This is a genomic window from Bradyrhizobium sp. 160 (genome assembly GCF_023073735.1).
Classification (GTDB): Bacteria; Pseudomonadota; Alphaproteobacteria; order Rhizobiales; family Xanthobacteraceae; genus Bradyrhizobium.
Map to the genome: position 1 here is coordinate 163203 of NZ_JADPKD010000013.1, position 16809 is coordinate 180011.

Consider the following 16809-nt stretch of genomic DNA (forward strand, 5'->3'; position numbering starts at 1 on the left):
AGTTTGTCCGCTCGCCGTTTCGGGCTGCAGAGCTTGGCCTCTCCTCCCTTGGCTGTCGGCCCAGCGCCGGTATTCCTCCGCCAATTCCCGGAGAGCCGCAGTGCCGGTGCGAGTCCGCCTCAGGCGATAGCGGAAGGCAGTGCATCGAGCACGCCTAGAACGTCACCCGCATGCCCGCATAGAACGCCCGCGGCCTTGCCGGGCTGAGCGAGCGCGGGTCGGTGAATTCTGCGCCGCCATTGGTGAAATTGGGCACGGCCTCGCGGTCGAAGAACTGTCCGTAGGTCGCGTAACGCTTGTCGAAGACGTTGTCGATGCGGCCGTAGAGCTGGACGTTCTTTGCGACCTGATAGGAAGTGTGGAGGTTAAAGACCGTATAGGACGGCAGCTTCGCGTATTGGTTGGACTCGTCGCCGACCAGATACTGGCTGGAGACGAACAGCGCGTTGCCGCCGACCTTCCAGACGTCGGTCACGGCGTAATCGACGCCGACCTTGACGCGATGGCGCGGGACCGCGGGGATCTGGTTGCCGGGCAGGACCCGGATGGTCTCGGTGGCCGGATCGGAAAACGGGCTTTCCGAGCCGAGTTCGAGCGGGTCAAGGAAGCGCGCGTCGACGAAGGCGTAGCTCGCCTGGACCTGGAGCGTCGGAGACTTGATGTTGACTTCGGCTTCGAGCCCCTGGCGCCGCGTCCGGCCGACATTGGAAAAATAACCGAAGCCTGTGCGCCCGACGGCGGGTACCGCAAGGATGTCGTCATGATTGGTGGCTCGGAAGCCGCCGATCTTCCATCCGAGCGTGCCGATGTTCAGCTCCCTGGTGCCGCGCAGGCCCGCTTCCACGGTCTTCGACACGACCTGGTTCAGCGGCGGATCGGAGACGAGAAACGCTGCGATCAGGCAGGGACGGGCTGGATCGGAGCAGCCGAGCTCGAGCGGCGTCGGCACGCGGTTGGCCTCGGAATAGCCGGCATAAGCAGTCAGCTCGGGCGTGATCTTGTAGGTGCCGCCGATCACCGGGTTGAAGCGGGTGAAGGTGTGATCGCCGTTGAGCGCAGTGCCGAGCTGATCTTCCAGCGTGATGCGCGCCACGTTGAAGCGACCGCCGCCGGTGATGGCGAAGGCATCCGTGACGTTGAACGTGTCCATCGCGTAAAGGCCGTTATATTGGTTGACGGTCCGCAGCGAGACAGGACCGGCAACGGGATTTGGTAAGCCGGTCGGCCCCAGGAAGACACCGCCGCCGCTGACGGCGTAATTTTCTGCAATCGAGCCGATCTCGGCGGTGGCGTTGTAGCGCGTGACACCGGCGTCATAGGTTGCGCCCATCACGAAGCGGTTGTCGTGCCCGAACAGCTGATCGGTGTTGGTGGCCTGTCCCGAAACGCCGAAGCTGGTCGAACGGATGGTGCCCCGGTCGATCTCGCCAAGGATCGTTCCCGGCGCAAACGGATTGGCAAGCCGCACGCCGTTCACGCCGTTTGCGGGCGTGATGTCATCGCCGAAGCACAGCAGCGTCGGATCTGCACCGCACTCCTGCGCATCGGTCGGGTTTCCGTCGACGATCTTCTGCTCGTAGCGGCGCACATGCGCAGTGCCTTCGAGCGTCCAGGTCGGCGTCGCATCGACCTTTCCGGTCAAGTTGAGATAGCCAACGCGGTTCGAGGTGGTCTGCGGTGTGGTGTAGGTCGCGCCCCAATATTTTTCGAGCAGCTCGGCGGGAACAGTGGCGCTGGCGCCGAAATCGTTTTTGGCCACTCCCATGTTGGCGTGAAATTCGCTGTCGCCCGCCTTGTAGCCGACATCGCCGTAGAAGCGCCGCACGTCCGATCGGGAGAAGTTGCGGAAGCCGTTGTCGTGCATGCCTTCGAGCGCGCCGTAGACGGCGTAATTCTTGTCGACCTGCTTGCCCCATTGCGCCGAGCCCTGGATGCGGCCGAACGAGCCCCCCATGACATCGAGCTCCGCACCCTGATAGGTGAAGCCGTCCTTCATTTGCAGGTTGATGGCACCGCCCAGCGCATTGAGACCGAAGGCGGGATTGTTGGTTACCAGCGTCACGGACCTGATCGCGGCGGTGGGGATCAGGTCCCAATTGACGGCGTCGGAGAAGGCTTCGTTGATGCGGACGCCGTTCTGGTACACCGCAAGGCCTTGCGGCGTGCCGGTCACGGGCGAAGCGACGAAGCCGCGGAATTCGACGTCGGGCTGAAACGGATTGCCGGTGACTTCGCTGATGTTGACGCCGGCGATGTTGTCGCGCAGTGCGTCGGTCACGTTCAGCGAGCCGGTGCGCTTGATCTGGCTGGCATCAACAGCGTTGATCGCCGACGGGACCTTGTCAACATCAAGACCTCTGCCGGTGCCCGGCGCGGTCGGATAGACGTAAATGCGCGTCCTGGGGCTGGCGGACCCCGGTGTCCCGATGCGTGCGACCGGTCGCGACGGCGTCGTGCGCCTCGTCGCCGACGGTGGCGCGGTCACCTCGACCGGTGGCAGGTTCTGAACGTTCGTCTCCTCGTCCTGCGCGGCCGCGGCAGGGTGCGCGAACAACCCGGACACCAGCCCCGTCGAGATCGACGCCATCAATAAACGACGCTTGAACCAGAGATCCTTGCCCATCTCCGCCTTCCCATCCGTGACGACCGGCTGTTGTGATTTTCCGCCGTTCGGTCGAGATGAGTGTATTCGGCCGCAATGAGTGCGCCAGCCACAAAAGATCGGACGATATCCGCGCTCGTTTTCCCGATGAAATCGGGAATTTTTCCCGATCGTTTTTCGGGCGCGATCAGGCCGCCGCCGTCGGAACCAGCGCCTCCACGGTCAAACCGTTCTCGCCAGAGACGACATTGAGGGTGCCGCCCAGCGCCAGGATCCGCTCGCGCATGCCGACGAGACCGAAGCCGAGCTTCTGACCCGGCTCCATGCCGTGGCCATTGTCGCTGACCCGTACCCGGGCGCAGACGCGGCCGTCGCGCCCGTGCTGCCCGGCCGGCTCGATGATGACGTTGACCGCGGTCGCGCCGGCATGGCGGAACACGTTCGTGAGCGCCTCTTGCACGATGCGGTAGATGGTGAGGTCGGCAGTCTCGCCCGTCGCGCCCAACGCCGGCGAGATCGAGGTCTCGATGCTGACCTCGGGATGCGACTCCCGCCATAGCCGCGATAGCGATTCGAGCGCCTGGCGCAGGCCAAGCTCGGCGAGGCCGACGGGCCGGAGGCGCTCCAGCACGCGGCGGGTGAACTGCTGGAGCGCGTTGATCTGCTCCAGCAAGGCGCTGCCGTGCTTTCGCACCGCCTCCGCACTCGGCGCCCGCCCGTCCGCCAGCTTCGCCAGCGCGCTGGCATGCGCGCGCAGCGAGAACAGATACGGTCCGAACTCGTCATGCAGCTCGCGCGCGATCTCCTTGCGCTCGACGTCCTGGAGCGACACCGCACGCTCGGCAAGGCGCCGCTTGTCCTCGACCGCCTCACCCAGCGCTGCTGCGAGATGATTGAGCTTGCCGCAGATCGCGGCGAGTTCGGGCGCACCGCCTGGGGTGACCCGCGCGTCATAATGCCCTCCCTCGATCTCGGCCATTGTCTCGGCCAACGTCTGGAGCGGCGCCAGAGCCCGGCCGACCACATTCATCATCACCAGGAACAGCACCACCGCGATGACCGAGCCGACCTCGAGCTGGGTCACGATGCTGTCCCAGATCTCGGCAATCTCGTCGTTCGGATGCGAGGTGATCACGAGCGAGCCGGGCTTGCCATGGATCGAGACGGGCACGCTGACCGCGGTCTGCTCGGGATGAACCAGGCTGACGAACCAAGCCGGCGGTCCGCGCGTATCGGCGTCGGCATCGGCCCGGGGCGGCGTCAGCGGATTTCCGCCGGCGTCATGGAGCGCGATGCTGACATGGCGCAGACGACTGAGATCGCGCGCAATCTGTTTCAGCCGGGCGTCCGGATCGGGCGCCTCGTTCAGGTCCGCCACAATCATCTCGATGAACTCGCGTGCGAGCCGGATCACGCTCTGGTCCTCGGCCTGCACGCGCGGCCCCGCCTCCGCGACTTGACGGCCGATATTGACGGCCAACCCCAGCGCCAGCAGCAGCGCCAGCAACAGGTTGATGCGCCCGCGCAAGGAAAGATTTTGCCACATTGGTATCGCTCGTGCCCCGCGAAGGTTCTGCCCCGCCTCTCCGATGACGTTGACAGAGGCGAAGCGGCGGATATCTAATCGGAAGCGTACAGCAATCCCGGCCGGGTTGCATGAGGCGACATGAGACGCGCGCGTCTTGCGTGGTCGGCCTCATGCGGCGCAGAACAGGCAGTTTCTATCAGGGAGAACGCGCTGTCGCGGGGAACGCCTATGCGCATTCTGATCGTCGACGATCATCCCATCGTCGCCTCCGGCTGCCGTGCCGTGCTGGCCGACGAGGGCGAGATCGAGATTTTGGAGGCTGCCGACGCGGAAGACGGCGAGTGCGTGTTCATCGTCGAACGCCCCGACCTCTGCATCATCGACATCAACCTGCCGACCGTCTCCGGCTTCGAGCTCGCGCGCCGCATCCTCGAGCGCGCGCCCGAGGCCCGCATCATCATGTTCAGCATGAACGACGATCCCGCCTTTGCCGCGCGGGCGATCGAATGCGGCGCCAAGGGCTACGTCTCCAAGACCGGCGACCCCGACGACCTCGTCGAGGCGATCCGCGCCGTCGGCGGCGGCGGCACGTACCTCCCGAGCGCGATCGCGCGCAGCATTGCCTTTGCGGGACCGGCGCTGGCGCAAAGCCCGCTGTCGAAGCTGAACGCACGCGAGATGGAAATCCTGCGGCTGCTCAGCGCCGGAAAAAGTCTGTCCGAGATCGCCTGGCTGGTGCAATCGTCCTACAAGACGGTGGCCAACACGTCCTCGATTATGCGCCAGAAGCTGGGCGTGAAGACCTCGGTCGAGCTGGTGCGGCTGGCGATCGACAGCGGCGTTGCCTGACATCGCCACAAATTTCGGTCACACAAGCGTTGCAAATCTTGATGTGGCGAGATGCCACGGAGCTTTGGGCATGACGATTCAGACTGTCTCGACCAACAAATCCTATGGCGGCGTCCAGGGTGTCTATCGCCACGCGAGCCAGACGACCGGAACGGACATGACGTTCTCGGTCTATATTCCGCCGCATGCGGACGGCGCCAAGCTGCCCGTGGTCTGGTATCTTTCCGGGCTCACCTGCACGCATGCCAATGTCACCGAAAAGGGCGAATTCCGCAAAGCCTGCGCCGAGCTCGGCCTGATCTTCGTCGCGCCCGATACCAGCCCGCGCGGGCCCGACGTGCCGGGTGATGCCAACAACGCCTATGATTTCGGCCTGGGCGCCGGCTTCTACGTCGACGCGACGCAAGAGCCGTTCTCCCGCAACTATCGCATGTGGAGCTACGTGACGGACGAGCTGCCGAATCTGGTGGCGGCGAATTTTCCGGTCGACGCCAAGCGGCAGTCGGTGATGGGCCATTCGATGGGCGGCCACGGTGCGCTGACGGTAGCCTTGCGCAATCCGCACCGATTTCGCGCGGCAAGCGCTTTCGCCCCGATCGTGGCGCCCTCGCTCGTGCCCTGGGGCATCAAGGCGTTGACCGGTTATCTCGGGCCGAACAAGGACGCCTGGCGCAGCCACGACACGGTGGCGCTGATCGAGGACGGCGCCAAGTTTTCTGGCTTCCTGGTCGATATCGGGGAAGCCGACAATTTCCTGAAAGAGCAGCTCAAGCCGGAACTGCTCGAAGCCGCCTGCACCAAGGCGAGCATCCCGCTGACGCTGCGGCGTCAGGCGGGCTACGACCACAGCTATTATTTCATCTCGACCTTCATGAGCGATCATCTGCACTGGCACGCGGAGAGATTGACGGCGTGATCCTTCTTACCCTCCCCTGGAGGGGCCCTGGAGGGGAGGGTAAGAGCCCTTACTCCGGCTTGCCGTAATTCGGCGCCAGCAGGCGGTTGCGGATCAGATAGCTCATCGTGCGCGTCCACGCTTCGTCGCTGTTGCCGCGCATGTCGGCGCTGGCAACCGTGACCATGTTGCCGGTCTTCACGTCGCGCAGATAGATGTTCAGGTTGATGATCAGGTTCGAGACCTTCTGCACCAGGCCGGTGATCTCGAGATCGGCACCGAGCTGGCCGGCGAGCTTGAGGTCGCAGCCGCCGCAGGCCTGCAAGTTCGCGTGACGGGCGGCATCCCTGATTGGCCCGATGTCGAGCAGCTGGAACTTGCCTGAGTCAGCCAGTTCCTTGCGCAGCTGCTCGCTGATGCGCTCCAGCCGCGCCTCTTCAAGCCGCGAGCCGTAGAACTCGCCAGGCAGGCTGGTGTCGATCAGCTCGAAATCGAACACCGCCAGTTTCGGCGGGTCGGCAAGCGCGACCGACCCCATCAACAACAATGCAGCGAGACATAGCAGCGCTCGCAGGATCGTGATTCCAGTCCCCGCGCGTGCGAGGACGAAATGCGGGGTTGCATGCCCTGACAAATCGGTCATGCTTTAGCAGAGACAATTCTCCACCGGCGGTCAAGCCGGAGAGATCGTCCGGAGGAAACATGATCCGATGGTTGGTCGGCCTGATCGGCTTGGGTGTCGCCGCGACGAGTGCGCTCGCCGCTGACCCTGTTACGATCGGCGTCGGCTATCTCGGCGTCGCCGGCACCAGATCGACACTGTCGCTGGTCGAGCAGCCCGCGGAGAATGACGGCGTCGCCGGCGCCCGCCTCGCCATCGAGGACAACAACACCACCGGGAAATTTCTCAACCAGCGTTTTATGCTGGAGGAGCGCCGCATCAAGGAAGGTGAGGATCCGGTGCAGGCCGCTACCGCGCTCGCCGACAAGAACGGTTTCATCATCGCCGACCTGCCGGCCGATATGCTGCTGAAAGTCTCGGACGCCCTGCGCGCGCGGGGCACGCTGCTGTTCAACGTCGGCGCAGTCGACGAGCGGCTGCGCGAGGCCGATTGCCGCGCCAACGTCGTCCACACCGCGCCGACGCGCGCCATGCTGGCGGATGCGCTCGGTCAGTACCTGGTGTGGAAGCAGTGGAAGCGCTGGCTGCTCGTGGTCGGCTCGCATGACGAGGACAAGCTATTCGCCGACGCACTGCGTCGCACCGCGACCCGGTTCGGCGCCAAGATCGTGCAGGAGCGCACGTTTGAAGACAAAGGCGGCGCACGCCGGACCGACTCCGGCGTGACGCTGATCCAGCGCCAGATGCCGGTGTTCACGCAACAGGCGCCGACCTATGACGTGCTTGTTGTCGCCGACGAGAGCGAGGTGTTCGGCGCGTACCTGCCCTATCGCACCTGGGATCCGCGGCCCGTCGCGGGCTCGGCCGGTCTCGTGCCGCGCAGCTGGGACGCGGCGCAGGATCAATGGGGCGCAATCCAGATGCAGAACCGCTTCGTCAAGCTGAACTCGCGGCGCATGACCGCGCTCGACATGCAGGCCTGGACCGCGGTGCGCATGATCGGCGAAGCCACCTCACGCACCAATTCCGGCGAGGTCAAGAAAATCGCCGATTTCATCAAGGGCCCGGATTTCTCGGTCGCCGCCTTCAAGGGGACGCGGCTTACCCTGCGCGACTGGAATCTCCAGCTTCGCCAGCCGATCCTGCTGGTCGACGGCCGCATGGTGGTGTCAGTCTCGCCGCAGGAGGGATTCCTGCACCAGGTCTCCGAACTCGACACGCTCGGCTACGACCGTCCGGAGAGCAAATGCAAGCTGAAATGAGCAATTTGAGATGAGTTCGAGCATCCACCGCGACGACGCTGCGCCCCCTCCGCCGCTTGCGGGGGAGGGTTGGGGAGAGGGTGTCTCAGTAAGGAAGACTCCCCAAGAGGAGCGAGCCCTCTCCCGCATCGCATCTGTCGATGCGATACGACCTCCCCCGCAAGCGGGGGAGGTGAAGGCAGCCCGCGCACAACCTCAGCGCATCGAAGAGCAACGACGCTTGCATACGCTGATGTTGCCCCTCTCGCTGTTTGCCGGACTAGCGCTTGCCACCGCACCCGCGCATGCATTCATCGCTTATGTCTCGAACGAGAAAAGCAACACGGTGTCTGTGATCGACACCGACAGTTGGACCGTGACCAAGACCATCAAAGTCGGCCAGCGTCCGCGCGGTATCGATTTCACCCGTGACGGCAAGTTCGTGATGGTCGCGGTCGGCGACGACGACACCATCCAGGTGATCGACGCCAAGACGCAAGGCGTGGTGGACAGCTTGCCCTCTGGGCCCGACCCGGAATTGTTCGCTCAGGATGCCGCGGGGAAAATCCTCTACGTCGCCAACGAGAACGACAACACTGTGACCGTGATCGACCTCGAGAAGCGCGCCCGGCTCGGCGACATCCAGGTCGGCGTCGAGCCCGAGGGCATGACCATCAGCCCCGATGGCAAGACGCTGATCAACACGTCCGAGACGACCAACATGGCGCATTTCATCGACACATCGTCGCGCCAGATCATCGCCAACGTGCTGGTCGACGCGCGGCCGCGCTTTGCCGAATTCAAGCATGACAGCTCGGAAGTGTGGGTCTCCTCCGAGATCGGCGGCACCGTCTCGATCATCGATCCCAACAAGCATGAGGTGATCGGTAAGGTCACCTTCGACATCCCGGGCTTGCGGAAAGAGGCGATCCAGCCGGTCGGCATCGGCATGACCAAGGACGACAAGACCGCCTTCATCGCGCTCGGCCCCGCCAACCGCATCGCCGTGGTCGACGTCGCGACCCGCAAGGTGCTGAAATATTTGCTGGTGGGGCAGCGGGTCTGGCACATGGCGTTCACGCCGGATGAAAAATACCTGCTCACCACCAACGGCGTGTCGAATGACGTCTCCGTCATCGACGTCGCCGCGCAAAAGGTGATCAAGACCATTCAGGTGGGCGAACTGCCCTGGGGCATCACGATCGCGCCATGACCAGCCCTGCCCCCATCGCCGAACCGCGTGAGACGCCGAGGCTGGAATTGGCCGCAGTGCCGGCGCTATCGATCGACGGCGTCAGTCATTCTTACGGGCCACGGCGGGCACTGACCGACGTCTCCTTCAACGTGCAGCCCGCGAGCTTCACCGCGCTGCTCGGCCTCAACGGTGCCGGCAAGAGCACGCTGTTCTCGCTGATCACGCGCCTGTTCGGCATCCAGGCTGGCCGTGTCGCCATCTTCGGTCACGACATCAGCAAAACTCCAGGCGAGGCGCTGCGGCTGCTTGGTGTCGTGTTCCAGCCGCGTACGCTCGATCTCGACCTTTCGCTGACGCAGAACCTGCTCTATCACGCCGCGCTTCACGGCATCAGCCGGCGTGAGGCGGCTTCACGTAGCGCCGAGCTGCTCGGACGCATCGGGCTCTCCGAGCGCGCCGGCAGCAAGGTGCGCGATCTCTCGGGCGGGCAGATGCGGCGACTGGAGATCGCACGGGCACTGCTGCACCGGCCGCGGCTGCTGTTGCTGGACGAGCCGACCGTCGGGCTCGATGTTAAGGCGCGCGCCGACATCATCGGCCATGTCCGCCAGCTCGTGACCGAGCAAGGCATCGGCGTGCTCTGGGCGACGCATCTGTTCGACGAGGTCATGCCCAATGACGATCTCGTGGTGCTGCACCAGGGCAAGGTGCTGGCGCAGGGGCCGATGAGCCGCGTCCTCACGGAAGTCGGTGCGCAGGACGTCAACACCGCCTTCATGCGCCTGACCGGCGCGCAAGCGATGCCGGGAGGCATCGCATGAGCAGCATCACAACCCGCGAGGCGCCGCGCGGCTTCTCGTTCGCGGAGTACATGACCTGCCTCTCCGGCATCGTCTGGCGCGAAGGCCTGCGCTTCCTGCATCAGCGCGAGCGCTTCGTCTCGGCGCTGGTGCGGCCATTGGTGTGGCTGTTCATCTTCGCTGCCGGCTTCCGTCAGGTGCTCGGCATCTCCATCATCCCGCCCTACGAGACCTACATCCTCTACGAGGTCTATATCGCGCCCGGCTTGATGGCGATGATTCAGCTCTTCAACGGCATGCAGTCCTCGCTGTCGATGGTCTATGACCGCGAGATGGGCAACATGCGCACGCTGCTGGTCAGTCCACTGCCGCGCGGCTTCCTCTTGTTCTGCAAGCTGCTGGCAGGCACCGCGGTGTCGCTGCTCCAGGTCTATGCGTTCCTCTTGATCGCCTGGTTTTGGGACATCACGCCGCCATCCTCGGGCTATCTCACCGTGCTGCCGGCCCTGATCCTGTCCGGCCTGATGCTGGGCTCACTAGGCATGCTGATCTCCTCCGGCATCAAGCAGCTGGAAAACTTCGCCGGCGTGATGAATTTTGTTATCTTCCCGATGTTCTTCGCCTCCTCCGCGCTCTACCCGCTCTGGCGGGTCCAGGAGGGCAGCCCTTATCTGTATTACCTCTGCGAGGCCAATCCGTTCACTCATGCGGTCGAGCTGATACGATTTGCGCTATACGGGCAGCTCAACTGGATCTCGCTGGCGGTGGTCGCAATCTGCACAATCGTGTTCATGATCGGTGCGATTTTCGCCTATGATCCGTCGCGCGGGCTGGCGCGACGCGGGCCTGCGGGAGGCGAAGGATGAGGGTTCTGGTCCTGGCTGTCATGGCAATTGTGCTGTCCGGCATGGCCGCGCGCGCGGCCGATCCGCGCTATCCCGACTGGCCCTGCACCCAAGCCAAGGTGCCGGAGATTTCGCTCGCGGCCGTCTGGGCCGGCCCGCCGCTCGACGACGTGCAGAACAAATGGAAGGACGATGCCAAGATCAGCGCGCTCGTCGCAAAGCTGTCGGCGCGCAAGACGCCGCTCGACGAGGCCGAGAAGTTGGTGAAGGAGTTTCTGGCCGCCTCCGCGTCGGACAAGACGGCGAACGCCAAGCTGCTGTTCGCCGGCCTGTTCGACACGCTTAACGCCCAGCGCTCCCAGGTTATGAACGGCCTCGAACGCGTCAGCCGCAAGCAGCGCGAGGCCGCCGACAAGATCCGCGAGGAAACGCTGGCGCTCCAGGCGCTCCAGGGCGTAACGCCCCGCGACGATGCCAAAATCGAGGCGCTCAGCAACGAACTGATCTGGAAGACCCGGATCTTCGAGGATCGTCACAAAGTGGTGCGATTTGTCTGCGAGGTTCCGACCATGATCGACCAGCGCCTGTTCGCGCTCGGGCGCGTGATCCAGCAGGAAATGGAATAGCGTCAGGCTCGCTGACAGCTCACGAAAGTTCCCGCGACATCGCCGCGATCGTTAACCTTCCGGCGCGCTATCTGGCGGAACCAAATCGCTCTAGGATGTCTTGTCGAAGTCAATCCAGGACATCCAAGACATCGGGAGGCCTCGATGGGAACAACGAAATTCATCTTCGCGAGCGTTGCGGTCATCACCATGTTCGCATCCAGCGCCTTTGCCGACGATCTGACCGGAATGATCACGCGGATCGATCGGCTCAACGGCACGATCTCGATCCAGCAGACGCAGAAGGGCACCGTCGGCGCCAGCTCAGGAAGCGCCGGCGCGCTCCAGGAGTACAAGGCAAAGGACGCTGCGATGCTGGATGCCGTTCATGCCGGCGACAGGGTGACCTATACCGCCACCGAGACCAACGGCACGGGCACGCTGACGAAGTTGCAGAAGCAGTAGGTGCGGTCTTCGCCTTCACTTCTCCAAGCTGCGACACAGCGTCATGGCCGGGCTTGTCCCGGCCATCCACGTCTAGCCACGCGCAACGAAGAACGTGGATGCCCCGACCTTCGCGCCGACGCGGCTTCGGCGCGCAGGCGGGACAAGCCCCGGCATAATTGTGTGTCGTTACGGCTCCGGGCGCGGCTCCGGCTGCGCTTCCTCGGTCGGGAGTTTTGCGCCCTCCCAGCCGTCGGTGCCGTCAGGGTACCAGGCGATGTTGGAGTAGCCATACGCCAGCGCGCGCTTGGCGGCGTTCCACGACATCCAGCAATCGGCCAGGCAATAGATCACGAGCAGCGCGGCCTTGTCGCCGCGCGAGGCACGCGCGAGGCCGCGCTGCAGGTAATCGTCCACGGCCGGCGGCAACGCGCCGTAGCCGGTGTCCGGCAACCACAGGCTGCCCGGAATGTTCCTGCGCGGTGCATCTCGCCACACGGTGCCTGCGGGAAGGTTCTTCGGCTTCGGCGGCCGCGGCATCACGTCGACGAAGGCACCGCTTTTCGCCCGCCAGATCGCCTCGGCTTGCGCCGTCGTCAGCACGCGGGCGCCGGCGAGCGTCGCCGGCACCGGCGCGCGGTAATTGTCGGTGCGGTAGCCTTCAGGCTCGAACGGCTCCTGCTGCTGTGCCAATGCCGGCCCTGTCAGAACAGCGGCGAGCAGCGCAACGGCAAGATGCCGTTTCATGGCGTCTTCTTGGCCGTCTCCGCGCCGAGCGGCCGATTGTTCTCGTCCAAAAGAGGTACGCCGAAGTCGAGCAGGATCTTGTTGATCTCGCCCTGGTTCTCCTGGATTAGCTTGTTGAGCTGCCGCTTCCAGTTCTGATCGGCCGGGCGCACGCCCATGCCGATGCGATAGACCAGCTTCGGCCCGGTGGTTTCTTTGACCAATGGCGTAACGTGAAGCGAAGCGCCGGCCTTTTTTGCATAATAGCCGGCCATCGGGCCCCACAGCACGCCGGCGTCGATCTTGCCGGCGGCGAGGTCGTCGATCATGGCCTGCGCCGAATTGTCGAAGCGGGTGTCGATCATCAGCGGATAGGGCTTTGCATCGCCCATCAGACCGGCTATCGCCATGTTGGTCGCCGGCGGCGTGCCAGCGACGATGCCGACATGCTTGCCCTTCAGCCGCGCGTCCTCCAGCGTATCGACGTCCTCGAGTCCGCTGCCGACCTTGGCGACCAGCGCATAAGTCGTGCGGTAATAGGGATTGGTGCCCTGAACGAGGTCGTCGCCCTGCGGGAAGCCCATGATGACGTCGCAGCGATGCGCACCCAGCGTCATGCGCACGAAGCCGGTGGCCTGCGGGAAGAAGACGTAGTCGAGCTTCTTCTGGAGCTTGTCCGCCAAGAACTCGGCGAGCTTGTTCTCGAACCCCTCACCCTTCTCGTTCGAGAACGGCAAATTGCGCGGGTCGGCGCAGACGCGCAGCACCTTTGGATCGACCAATTCGAAGGAGAGGTCGCCGGTCTCGTTGGTCTGCGCGATCGCAGCATTGCCGAACGCGCAGGACGCCACCAGGATCCACAGTGAAAACAACCAGCGACGATGTCGTCCGGCCTCCGTCATCGCGCTTCCTCCTCGTTTTGTTTGAATGTATCCATGCAACGCATGACGCGCCATGTCTTGCCAGCTTTGTGTTGGTGTTGCTTTGTTGCAGCGCAATGCAGCAAACACTCTGAACTGAGGCGGAAAAGTGTCTCACATCGCTTCAACAATCGCAGTCCTGTTCCTGCTGGGGTTCGTCACGCTAGCACGCGCCGAGGCATCCGAATTGCCTGTGAGCGAAGTCGCGCCGGGAATCTTCGTACACTCCGGGACCATCGCCCTCATGACCCGCGAAAACGAGGGCGACATCGCCAACGTCGGCTTCATCGTGGGCGGTGATGCGGTGGCTGTGATTGATACCGGCGGGAGCTACCGCGAAGGCAAGGCGCTGCTGGCGGCCGTGCGGGTGAAGACGCCCAAGCCGATCCGCTACGTCATCAACACCCACGGCCATCCCGATCATGTTTTCGGCAATGCGGCCTTCGCCGATGGAAACACCATCTTCGTCGGCCATCACAAGCTTCCCCAGGCGCTCGCGACGCGCGGGCCTTTCTATCTCGACAATTTTCGCCGCATCATGGGCAATCAGCTGATCGATCCCGTGAACATCATTGCCCCTACCCTGCTCGTTTCGGACACGACGACGCTCGATCTCGGGTCGCGCCGGCTGACCCTGCGGGCCTGGCCGGCCGGGCACAGCGACAATGATCTGACTGTGTTCGATGAGACGACCAAAACCTTGTTCGCGGGCGATCTCGTCTTTCTCCGCCACATTCCGGTCGTGGACGGCAGCATCCGCGGCTGGCTAGACACTTTGAAGGAATTGCAGGCCATTCCGGCGCTGCGCGTCGTTCCTGGTCACGGCCCCGTGAGCGACTGGCCTGCCGCGCTGACCGATGAGCGACGCTACCTGTCAACGCTGCTGTCCGACGTCCGCGCACTGAACAAGAAGGGCGAGCCGATCCGAACCGCCGCCGACAAGGCCGCCGGGTCGGAACGGCCGCGCTGGGCGTTGTTCGAGGACTACAATGCCCGCAACGCAACCGCAGCATTTTCAGAAATTGAATGGGAGTAGCGGGCGCGCTACGATGGGCGAAACGCCCGCAGGACCATGACCATGTTGGGATGCACACGCCGCCTGGCCTTGACCGCCGTACTGCTTGGCATCGCGTTCGCGATGCCGGTGCAGGCGGAAGAGGCCGACGACCCCTGGCCGGGCTTGGTGCAGGACATCTTCAGCAACCGTCCGATGAACGACGGCAGCACCGTCATCGGCATCGAAATGCCCTATCGCGCCGAGGATGCGGCCATCGTGCCGGTCACGCTGCGCAGCAAGCTGTCGCCCGGCGATGCGCGGCGCATCCGTTCGATCACGCTGGTGATCGACCGCAATCCCGCTCCGATGGCAGCGAAGTTCGAACTCGGACCGGATGCCAATGTGACGGAGATCTCGACGCGCGTGCGCGTCAACAATTACACCGACGTGCATGCGGTCGCCGAGCTCAGCGATGGCCAGCTCTATGTCTCCAAAGTCTATGTCAAGGCCTCTGGCGGTTGCTCTGCGCCGGCGGCAAAGAACGTCGAGGAGGCCAAGAACCGCCTCGGCCAGATGCGCTATCGGCAATTCGCGCGCGAGGACGCGCCGGCGAGCCGCGTCCGCGAGGCGCAGATCATGATCGGCCATCCCAACAATTCCGGCCTGCAAATGGACCAGGTCACGCAGCTCTATATCCCGGCCTTCTTCATCAACCAGCTCAAGCTGACGCAGGACGACAGCCCGGTGCTGTCGATGGAAGGCGGCATCTCGATCTCGGAAGATCCCAATCTGCGCTTCACCTACGTCTCCAACGGCGCCAAGCGCTTTCGCGCGGAGGCGAAGGACACGGATGGGCACGTGTTCCGCAATGAGTGGGACGTGGAGAAGCCGGGGACGTAAGGCGAGGAGCACCCTCCCTTGGAGGAGACCGGGACGAGCGTAGCTCGCCCGTGGGTCGGCTCCCATGGAGCGCAGCGGAATGTGAGACGGGGTGGGGTGACGGTCTCTCCACACCCAACAGTGCCCGAGGTGGAGAGATCACCCCCCGCTCGCGCTGCGCGCAATCGACCCTCCCCCTCCATCGCCGCACAACTCAAAAGCACCTCACCTCGGCTTCGGCCTGCGCGCGCCGGAGATCATTCACCGCCGAGTTCGCCTGCTCCGAGGTGCGGAACTGGACGCCGAGATTGCCGCGGACCTGGGACATGCTGAGCGCGGTTTCCGCGGTGACGTAGCGCTCATAGGGCACGATCGAGGCGACTACGTCGATCGAGCACGAACATTGCTCGATCGCAGACCGCGTCTCGCCATTGGCTTTCATGCAGCCGTAGACGTACTCCGCGCGCGCCGATGTCGGATAATCATTGGCGTCCTCGGCCCGCGCCGCGCACGCGGTCACTGCCAATACGGTCAATGCGGCGACAATCGGTCGTAGCTGTCCCGCCAGTTTCATACGCATCCTCCCGCTGGTTGCGACCAAAGCTATGCTATGCGTATTGTCCTGAAAAGCACTCCGTCAGAGGAAACGGCTCACAAGGTGATGAGAGCACGTGGTGTGATAAGAGCACTCGGTCGAACATTGGTGCTCGCAGTGACGCTGGCGTCGACGCTGGCCGTACCCGGCCGCGCCGCCGAGACCATCCGCCTTGCGGTGCAGAAAACCGGAACATTCTCCTGGGAGCTGGCCGCGATCCGCGCGAACGGTCTGGACAAGGAGGCCGACCTCTCGCTCGAGGTCACCGAGCTCGCGAGCACGGAAGCGGGCAAGATCGCGATGCGCGCAGGTGGCGCCGATATCATCCTGTCGGACTGGCTATGGGTGTCGCGCGAGCGCGCGCTCGGCGCCAAGCTCACTTTCTATCCCTATTCCAGCGCGCTTGGCGCGGTGATGGTGCCGGCGGCTTCTCCGATCAAGACGCTCGCCGACCTCAGGGGACGCAAGCTCGCGATCGCCGGCGGAGCGATCGACAAGAGCTGGCTGCTGCTCCAGGCCCGCATGAGGCAGGATGGCATCGACCTGAAGTCTGCGGCGACCATCGTCTATGGCGCACCACCCCTGATCGCGGCCAAGGCGCTCGACGGCGAGATGGATGCGAGCCTCAATTTCTGGAATTTCTGCGCGCAGCTCGAGGCCAAGGGCTTTCGCCGCCTCGCCGGCATCGAGGACATCCTGCCAAAACTCGGTGCCAAGGGCCCGGTCGCCGCGGTCGGCTATGTCTTCGACGAGAGCTGGGCGGCAAGCCATCGTGACGCCATCGCGCGCTTCATCGCAATGACCCGAAAGGCCAAAGAGCTGCTGGTGACCTCGGACGCGGCCTGGGACAAGGTCGCGCCGCTCACCGGCACTGCCGATCCGGTCCTGCTCAAGACCTATCGCGACCGCTATCGCGACGGCATCCCGCGCCGGAGCATCGCCGACGAGGAGGCGGATGCGCGCGTGCTCTACCGCGTGCTCGCCGAGATCGGTGGCCGCGATCTCGTCGGGCCGGCGGCCGAGCTCGATCCCGGCACCTTCTATCACGCAGTCCCCGGAGACTGAG

The 16809-nt window shown here is 64.2% G+C and carries 17 protein-coding genes; 11 read left to right on the forward strand and 6 right to left on the reverse strand.

Going from position 1 to position 16809, the window contains the following annotated elements:
- Nucleotides 1-154: 154 nt before the first annotated feature.
- A complete protein-coding gene (locus IVA98_RS06955; protein WP_247354573.1) occupies nt 155-2623 on the reverse strand; it encodes a TonB-dependent receptor in 2469 nt (822 codons plus the stop codon).
- A gap of 166 nt (nt 2624-2789) precedes the next feature.
- Nucleotides 2790-4148: a histidine kinase gene (locus tag IVA98_RS06960; RefSeq protein ID WP_247302042.1), complete on the reverse strand. Its 1359-nt coding sequence runs from the start codon at nt 4146-4148 to the stop codon at nt 2790-2792.
- Nucleotides 4149-4358: 210 nt separating this feature from the next.
- On the opposite strand from IVA98_RS06960, the gene IVA98_RS06965 reads away from it, so the two are divergent.
- Both IVA98_RS06965 and fghA read left to right on the forward strand, forming a co-directional pair.
- A complete protein-coding gene (locus IVA98_RS06965; protein ID WP_157326983.1) occupies nt 4359-4979 on the forward strand; it encodes a response regulator in 621 nt (206 codons plus the stop codon).
- Between the two features lie 70 nt (nt 4980-5049).
- Nucleotides 5050-5895, forward strand: coding sequence for an S-formylglutathione hydrolase (fghA, locus tag IVA98_RS06970; protein ID WP_247302043.1), 846 nt, complete (start codon nt 5050-5052; stop codon nt 5893-5895).
- A gap of 49 nt (nt 5896-5944) precedes the next feature.
- Here fghA and IVA98_RS06975 read toward each other — a convergent pair whose 3' ends face one another.
- Nucleotides 5945-6517, reverse strand: coding sequence for a DUF3280 domain-containing protein (locus IVA98_RS06975; RefSeq protein ID WP_247302045.1), 573 nt, complete (start codon nt 6515-6517; stop codon nt 5945-5947).
- Between the two features lie 59 nt (nt 6518-6576).
- Between IVA98_RS06975 and pedA1 the strand changes: the two genes are divergently transcribed.
- The 6 genes from pedA1 to IVA98_RS07005 all read left to right on the forward strand — a co-directional run bounded on the left by pedA1 (nt 6577) and on the right by IVA98_RS07005 (nt 11647).
- Nucleotides 6577-7758, forward strand: a complete 1182-nt coding sequence (pedA1, locus tag IVA98_RS06980; protein ID WP_247302047.1) for a lanthanide ABC transporter ABC transporter substrate-binding protein PedA1 — start codon at nt 6577-6579, stop codon at nt 7756-7758.
- 232 nt (nt 7759-7990) lie between these two features.
- Nucleotides 7991-8950, forward strand: a complete 960-nt coding sequence (locus IVA98_RS06985; RefSeq protein ID WP_247302049.1) for a YVTN family beta-propeller repeat protein — start codon at nt 7991-7993, stop codon at nt 8948-8950.
- Entirely contained in the window at nt 8947-9753 is an 807-nt protein-coding gene (gene pedB / locus IVA98_RS06990; RefSeq protein WP_247302050.1) for a lanthanide ABC transporter ATP-binding protein PedB/LutE, read from the forward strand. Before IVA98_RS06985 ends, pedB begins: the two co-directional genes overlap by 4 nt.
- Complete coding sequence (gene pedC / locus IVA98_RS06995; RefSeq protein ID WP_247302063.1) at nt 9750-10598, forward strand: lanthanide ABC transporter permease protein PedC; 849 nt, start codon at nt 9750-9752, stop codon at nt 10596-10598. The genes pedB and pedC overlap by 4 nt, the downstream gene beginning before the upstream one ends.
- Complete coding sequence (locus tag IVA98_RS07000) at nt 10595-11203, forward strand: hypothetical protein (RefSeq protein ID WP_247354574.1); 609 nt, start codon at nt 10595-10597, stop codon at nt 11201-11203. The genes pedC and IVA98_RS07000 overlap by 4 nt, the downstream gene beginning before the upstream one ends.
- Nucleotides 11204-11347: 144 nt before the next feature.
- Nucleotides 11348-11647: a copper-binding protein gene (locus IVA98_RS07005; protein ID WP_247280501.1), complete on the forward strand. Its 300-nt coding sequence runs from the start codon at nt 11348-11350 to the stop codon at nt 11645-11647.
- Between the two features lie 168 nt (nt 11648-11815).
- Here IVA98_RS07005 and IVA98_RS07010 read toward each other — a convergent pair whose 3' ends face one another.
- Both IVA98_RS07010 and IVA98_RS07015 read right to left on the reverse strand, forming a co-directional pair.
- Entirely contained in the window at nt 11816-12373 is a 558-nt protein-coding gene (locus IVA98_RS07010; RefSeq protein ID WP_247302069.1) for a PQQ-dependent catabolism-associated CXXCW motif protein, read from the reverse strand.
- Entirely contained in the window at nt 12370-13254 is an 885-nt protein-coding gene (locus IVA98_RS07015; protein ID WP_247302072.1) for a substrate-binding domain-containing protein, read from the reverse strand. Before IVA98_RS07015 ends, IVA98_RS07010 begins: the two co-directional genes overlap by 4 nt.
- A 127-nt stretch (nt 13255-13381) precedes the next feature.
- Here IVA98_RS07015 and IVA98_RS07020 point away from each other — a divergent pair, with 127 nt between their 5' ends.
- Nucleotides 13382-14308 carry a quinoprotein relay system zinc metallohydrolase 2 gene (locus IVA98_RS07020; protein WP_247302075.1) on the forward strand — a complete coding sequence of 309 codons (927 nt, stop codon included), beginning with the start codon at nt 13382-13384 and terminating at the stop codon, nt 14306-14308.
- A 42-nt stretch (nt 14309-14350) separates the two neighbouring features.
- On the forward strand, nt 14351-15169 hold the full coding sequence (locus IVA98_RS07025) for a quinoprotein dehydrogenase-associated SoxYZ-like carrier (RefSeq protein WP_247302078.1): 819 nt from the start codon (nt 14351-14353) through the stop codon (nt 15167-15169).
- Nucleotides 15170-15362: 193 nt separating this feature from the next.
- Here the strand turns inward: IVA98_RS07025 and IVA98_RS07030 are convergent, their stop codons facing one another.
- On the reverse strand, nt 15363-15722 hold the full coding sequence (locus tag IVA98_RS07030; protein ID WP_247302080.1) for a hypothetical protein: 360 nt from the start codon (nt 15720-15722) through the stop codon (nt 15363-15365).
- Nucleotides 15723-15809: 87 nt separating this feature from the next.
- Between IVA98_RS07030 and IVA98_RS07035 the strand changes: the two genes are divergently transcribed.
- Nucleotides 15810-16808: an ABC transporter substrate-binding protein gene (locus IVA98_RS07035; protein WP_247302083.1), complete on the forward strand. Its 999-nt coding sequence runs from the start codon at nt 15810-15812 to the stop codon at nt 16806-16808.
- Nucleotide 16809 lies beyond the last annotated feature (1 nt).

Excerpts from the sequence above, each read along its gene's own strand:
- pedA1 (WP_247302047.1), top strand. The coding sequence starts at position 6,577 with ATGATCCGATGGTTGGTCGGCCTGATCGGCTTGGGTGTCGCCGCGACG.
- IVA98_RS07035 (WP_247302083.1), top strand. The coding sequence starts at position 15,810 with ATGAGAGCACGTGGTGTGATAAGAGCACTCGGTCGAACATTGGTGCTC.
- IVA98_RS06965 (WP_157326983.1), top strand. The coding sequence starts at position 4,359 with ATGCGCATTCTGATCGTCGACGATCATCCCATCGTCGCCTCCGGCTGC.
- IVA98_RS06985 (WP_247302049.1), top strand. The coding sequence starts at position 7,991 with ATGTTGCCCCTCTCGCTGTTTGCCGGACTAGCGCTTGCCACCGCACCC.
- IVA98_RS06955 (WP_247354573.1), bottom strand. The coding sequence starts at position 2,623 with ATGGGCAAGGATCTCTGGTTCAAGCGTCGTTTATTGATGGCGTCGATC.
- IVA98_RS07000 (WP_247354574.1), top strand. The coding sequence starts at position 10,595 with ATGAGGGTTCTGGTCCTGGCTGTCATGGCAATTGTGCTGTCCGGCATG.
- fghA (WP_247302043.1), top strand. The coding sequence starts at position 5,050 with ATGACGATTCAGACTGTCTCGACCAACAAATCCTATGGCGGCGTCCAG.
- IVA98_RS07010 (WP_247302069.1), bottom strand. The coding sequence starts at position 12,373 with ATGAAACGGCATCTTGCCGTTGCGCTGCTCGCCGCTGTTCTGACAGGG.
- IVA98_RS07005 (WP_247280501.1), top strand. The coding sequence starts at position 11,348 with ATGGGAACAACGAAATTCATCTTCGCGAGCGTTGCGGTCATCACCATG.
- pedB (WP_247302050.1), top strand. The coding sequence starts at position 8,947 with ATGACCAGCCCTGCCCCCATCGCCGAACCGCGTGAGACGCCGAGGCTG.
- IVA98_RS07030 (WP_247302080.1), bottom strand. The coding sequence starts at position 15,722 with ATGAAACTGGCGGGACAGCTACGACCGATTGTCGCCGCATTGACCGTA.
- IVA98_RS06975 (WP_247302045.1), bottom strand. The coding sequence starts at position 6,517 with ATGACCGATTTGTCAGGGCATGCAACCCCGCATTTCGTCCTCGCACGC.
- IVA98_RS06960 (WP_247302042.1), bottom strand. The coding sequence starts at position 4,148 with ATGTGGCAAAATCTTTCCTTGCGCGGGCGCATCAACCTGTTGCTGGCG.
- IVA98_RS07015 (WP_247302072.1), bottom strand. The coding sequence starts at position 13,254 with ATGACGGAGGCCGGACGACATCGTCGCTGGTTGTTTTCACTGTGGATC.
- IVA98_RS07025 (WP_247302078.1), top strand. The coding sequence starts at position 14,351 with ATGTTGGGATGCACACGCCGCCTGGCCTTGACCGCCGTACTGCTTGGC.
- pedC (WP_247302063.1), top strand. The coding sequence starts at position 9,750 with ATGAGCAGCATCACAACCCGCGAGGCGCCGCGCGGCTTCTCGTTCGCG.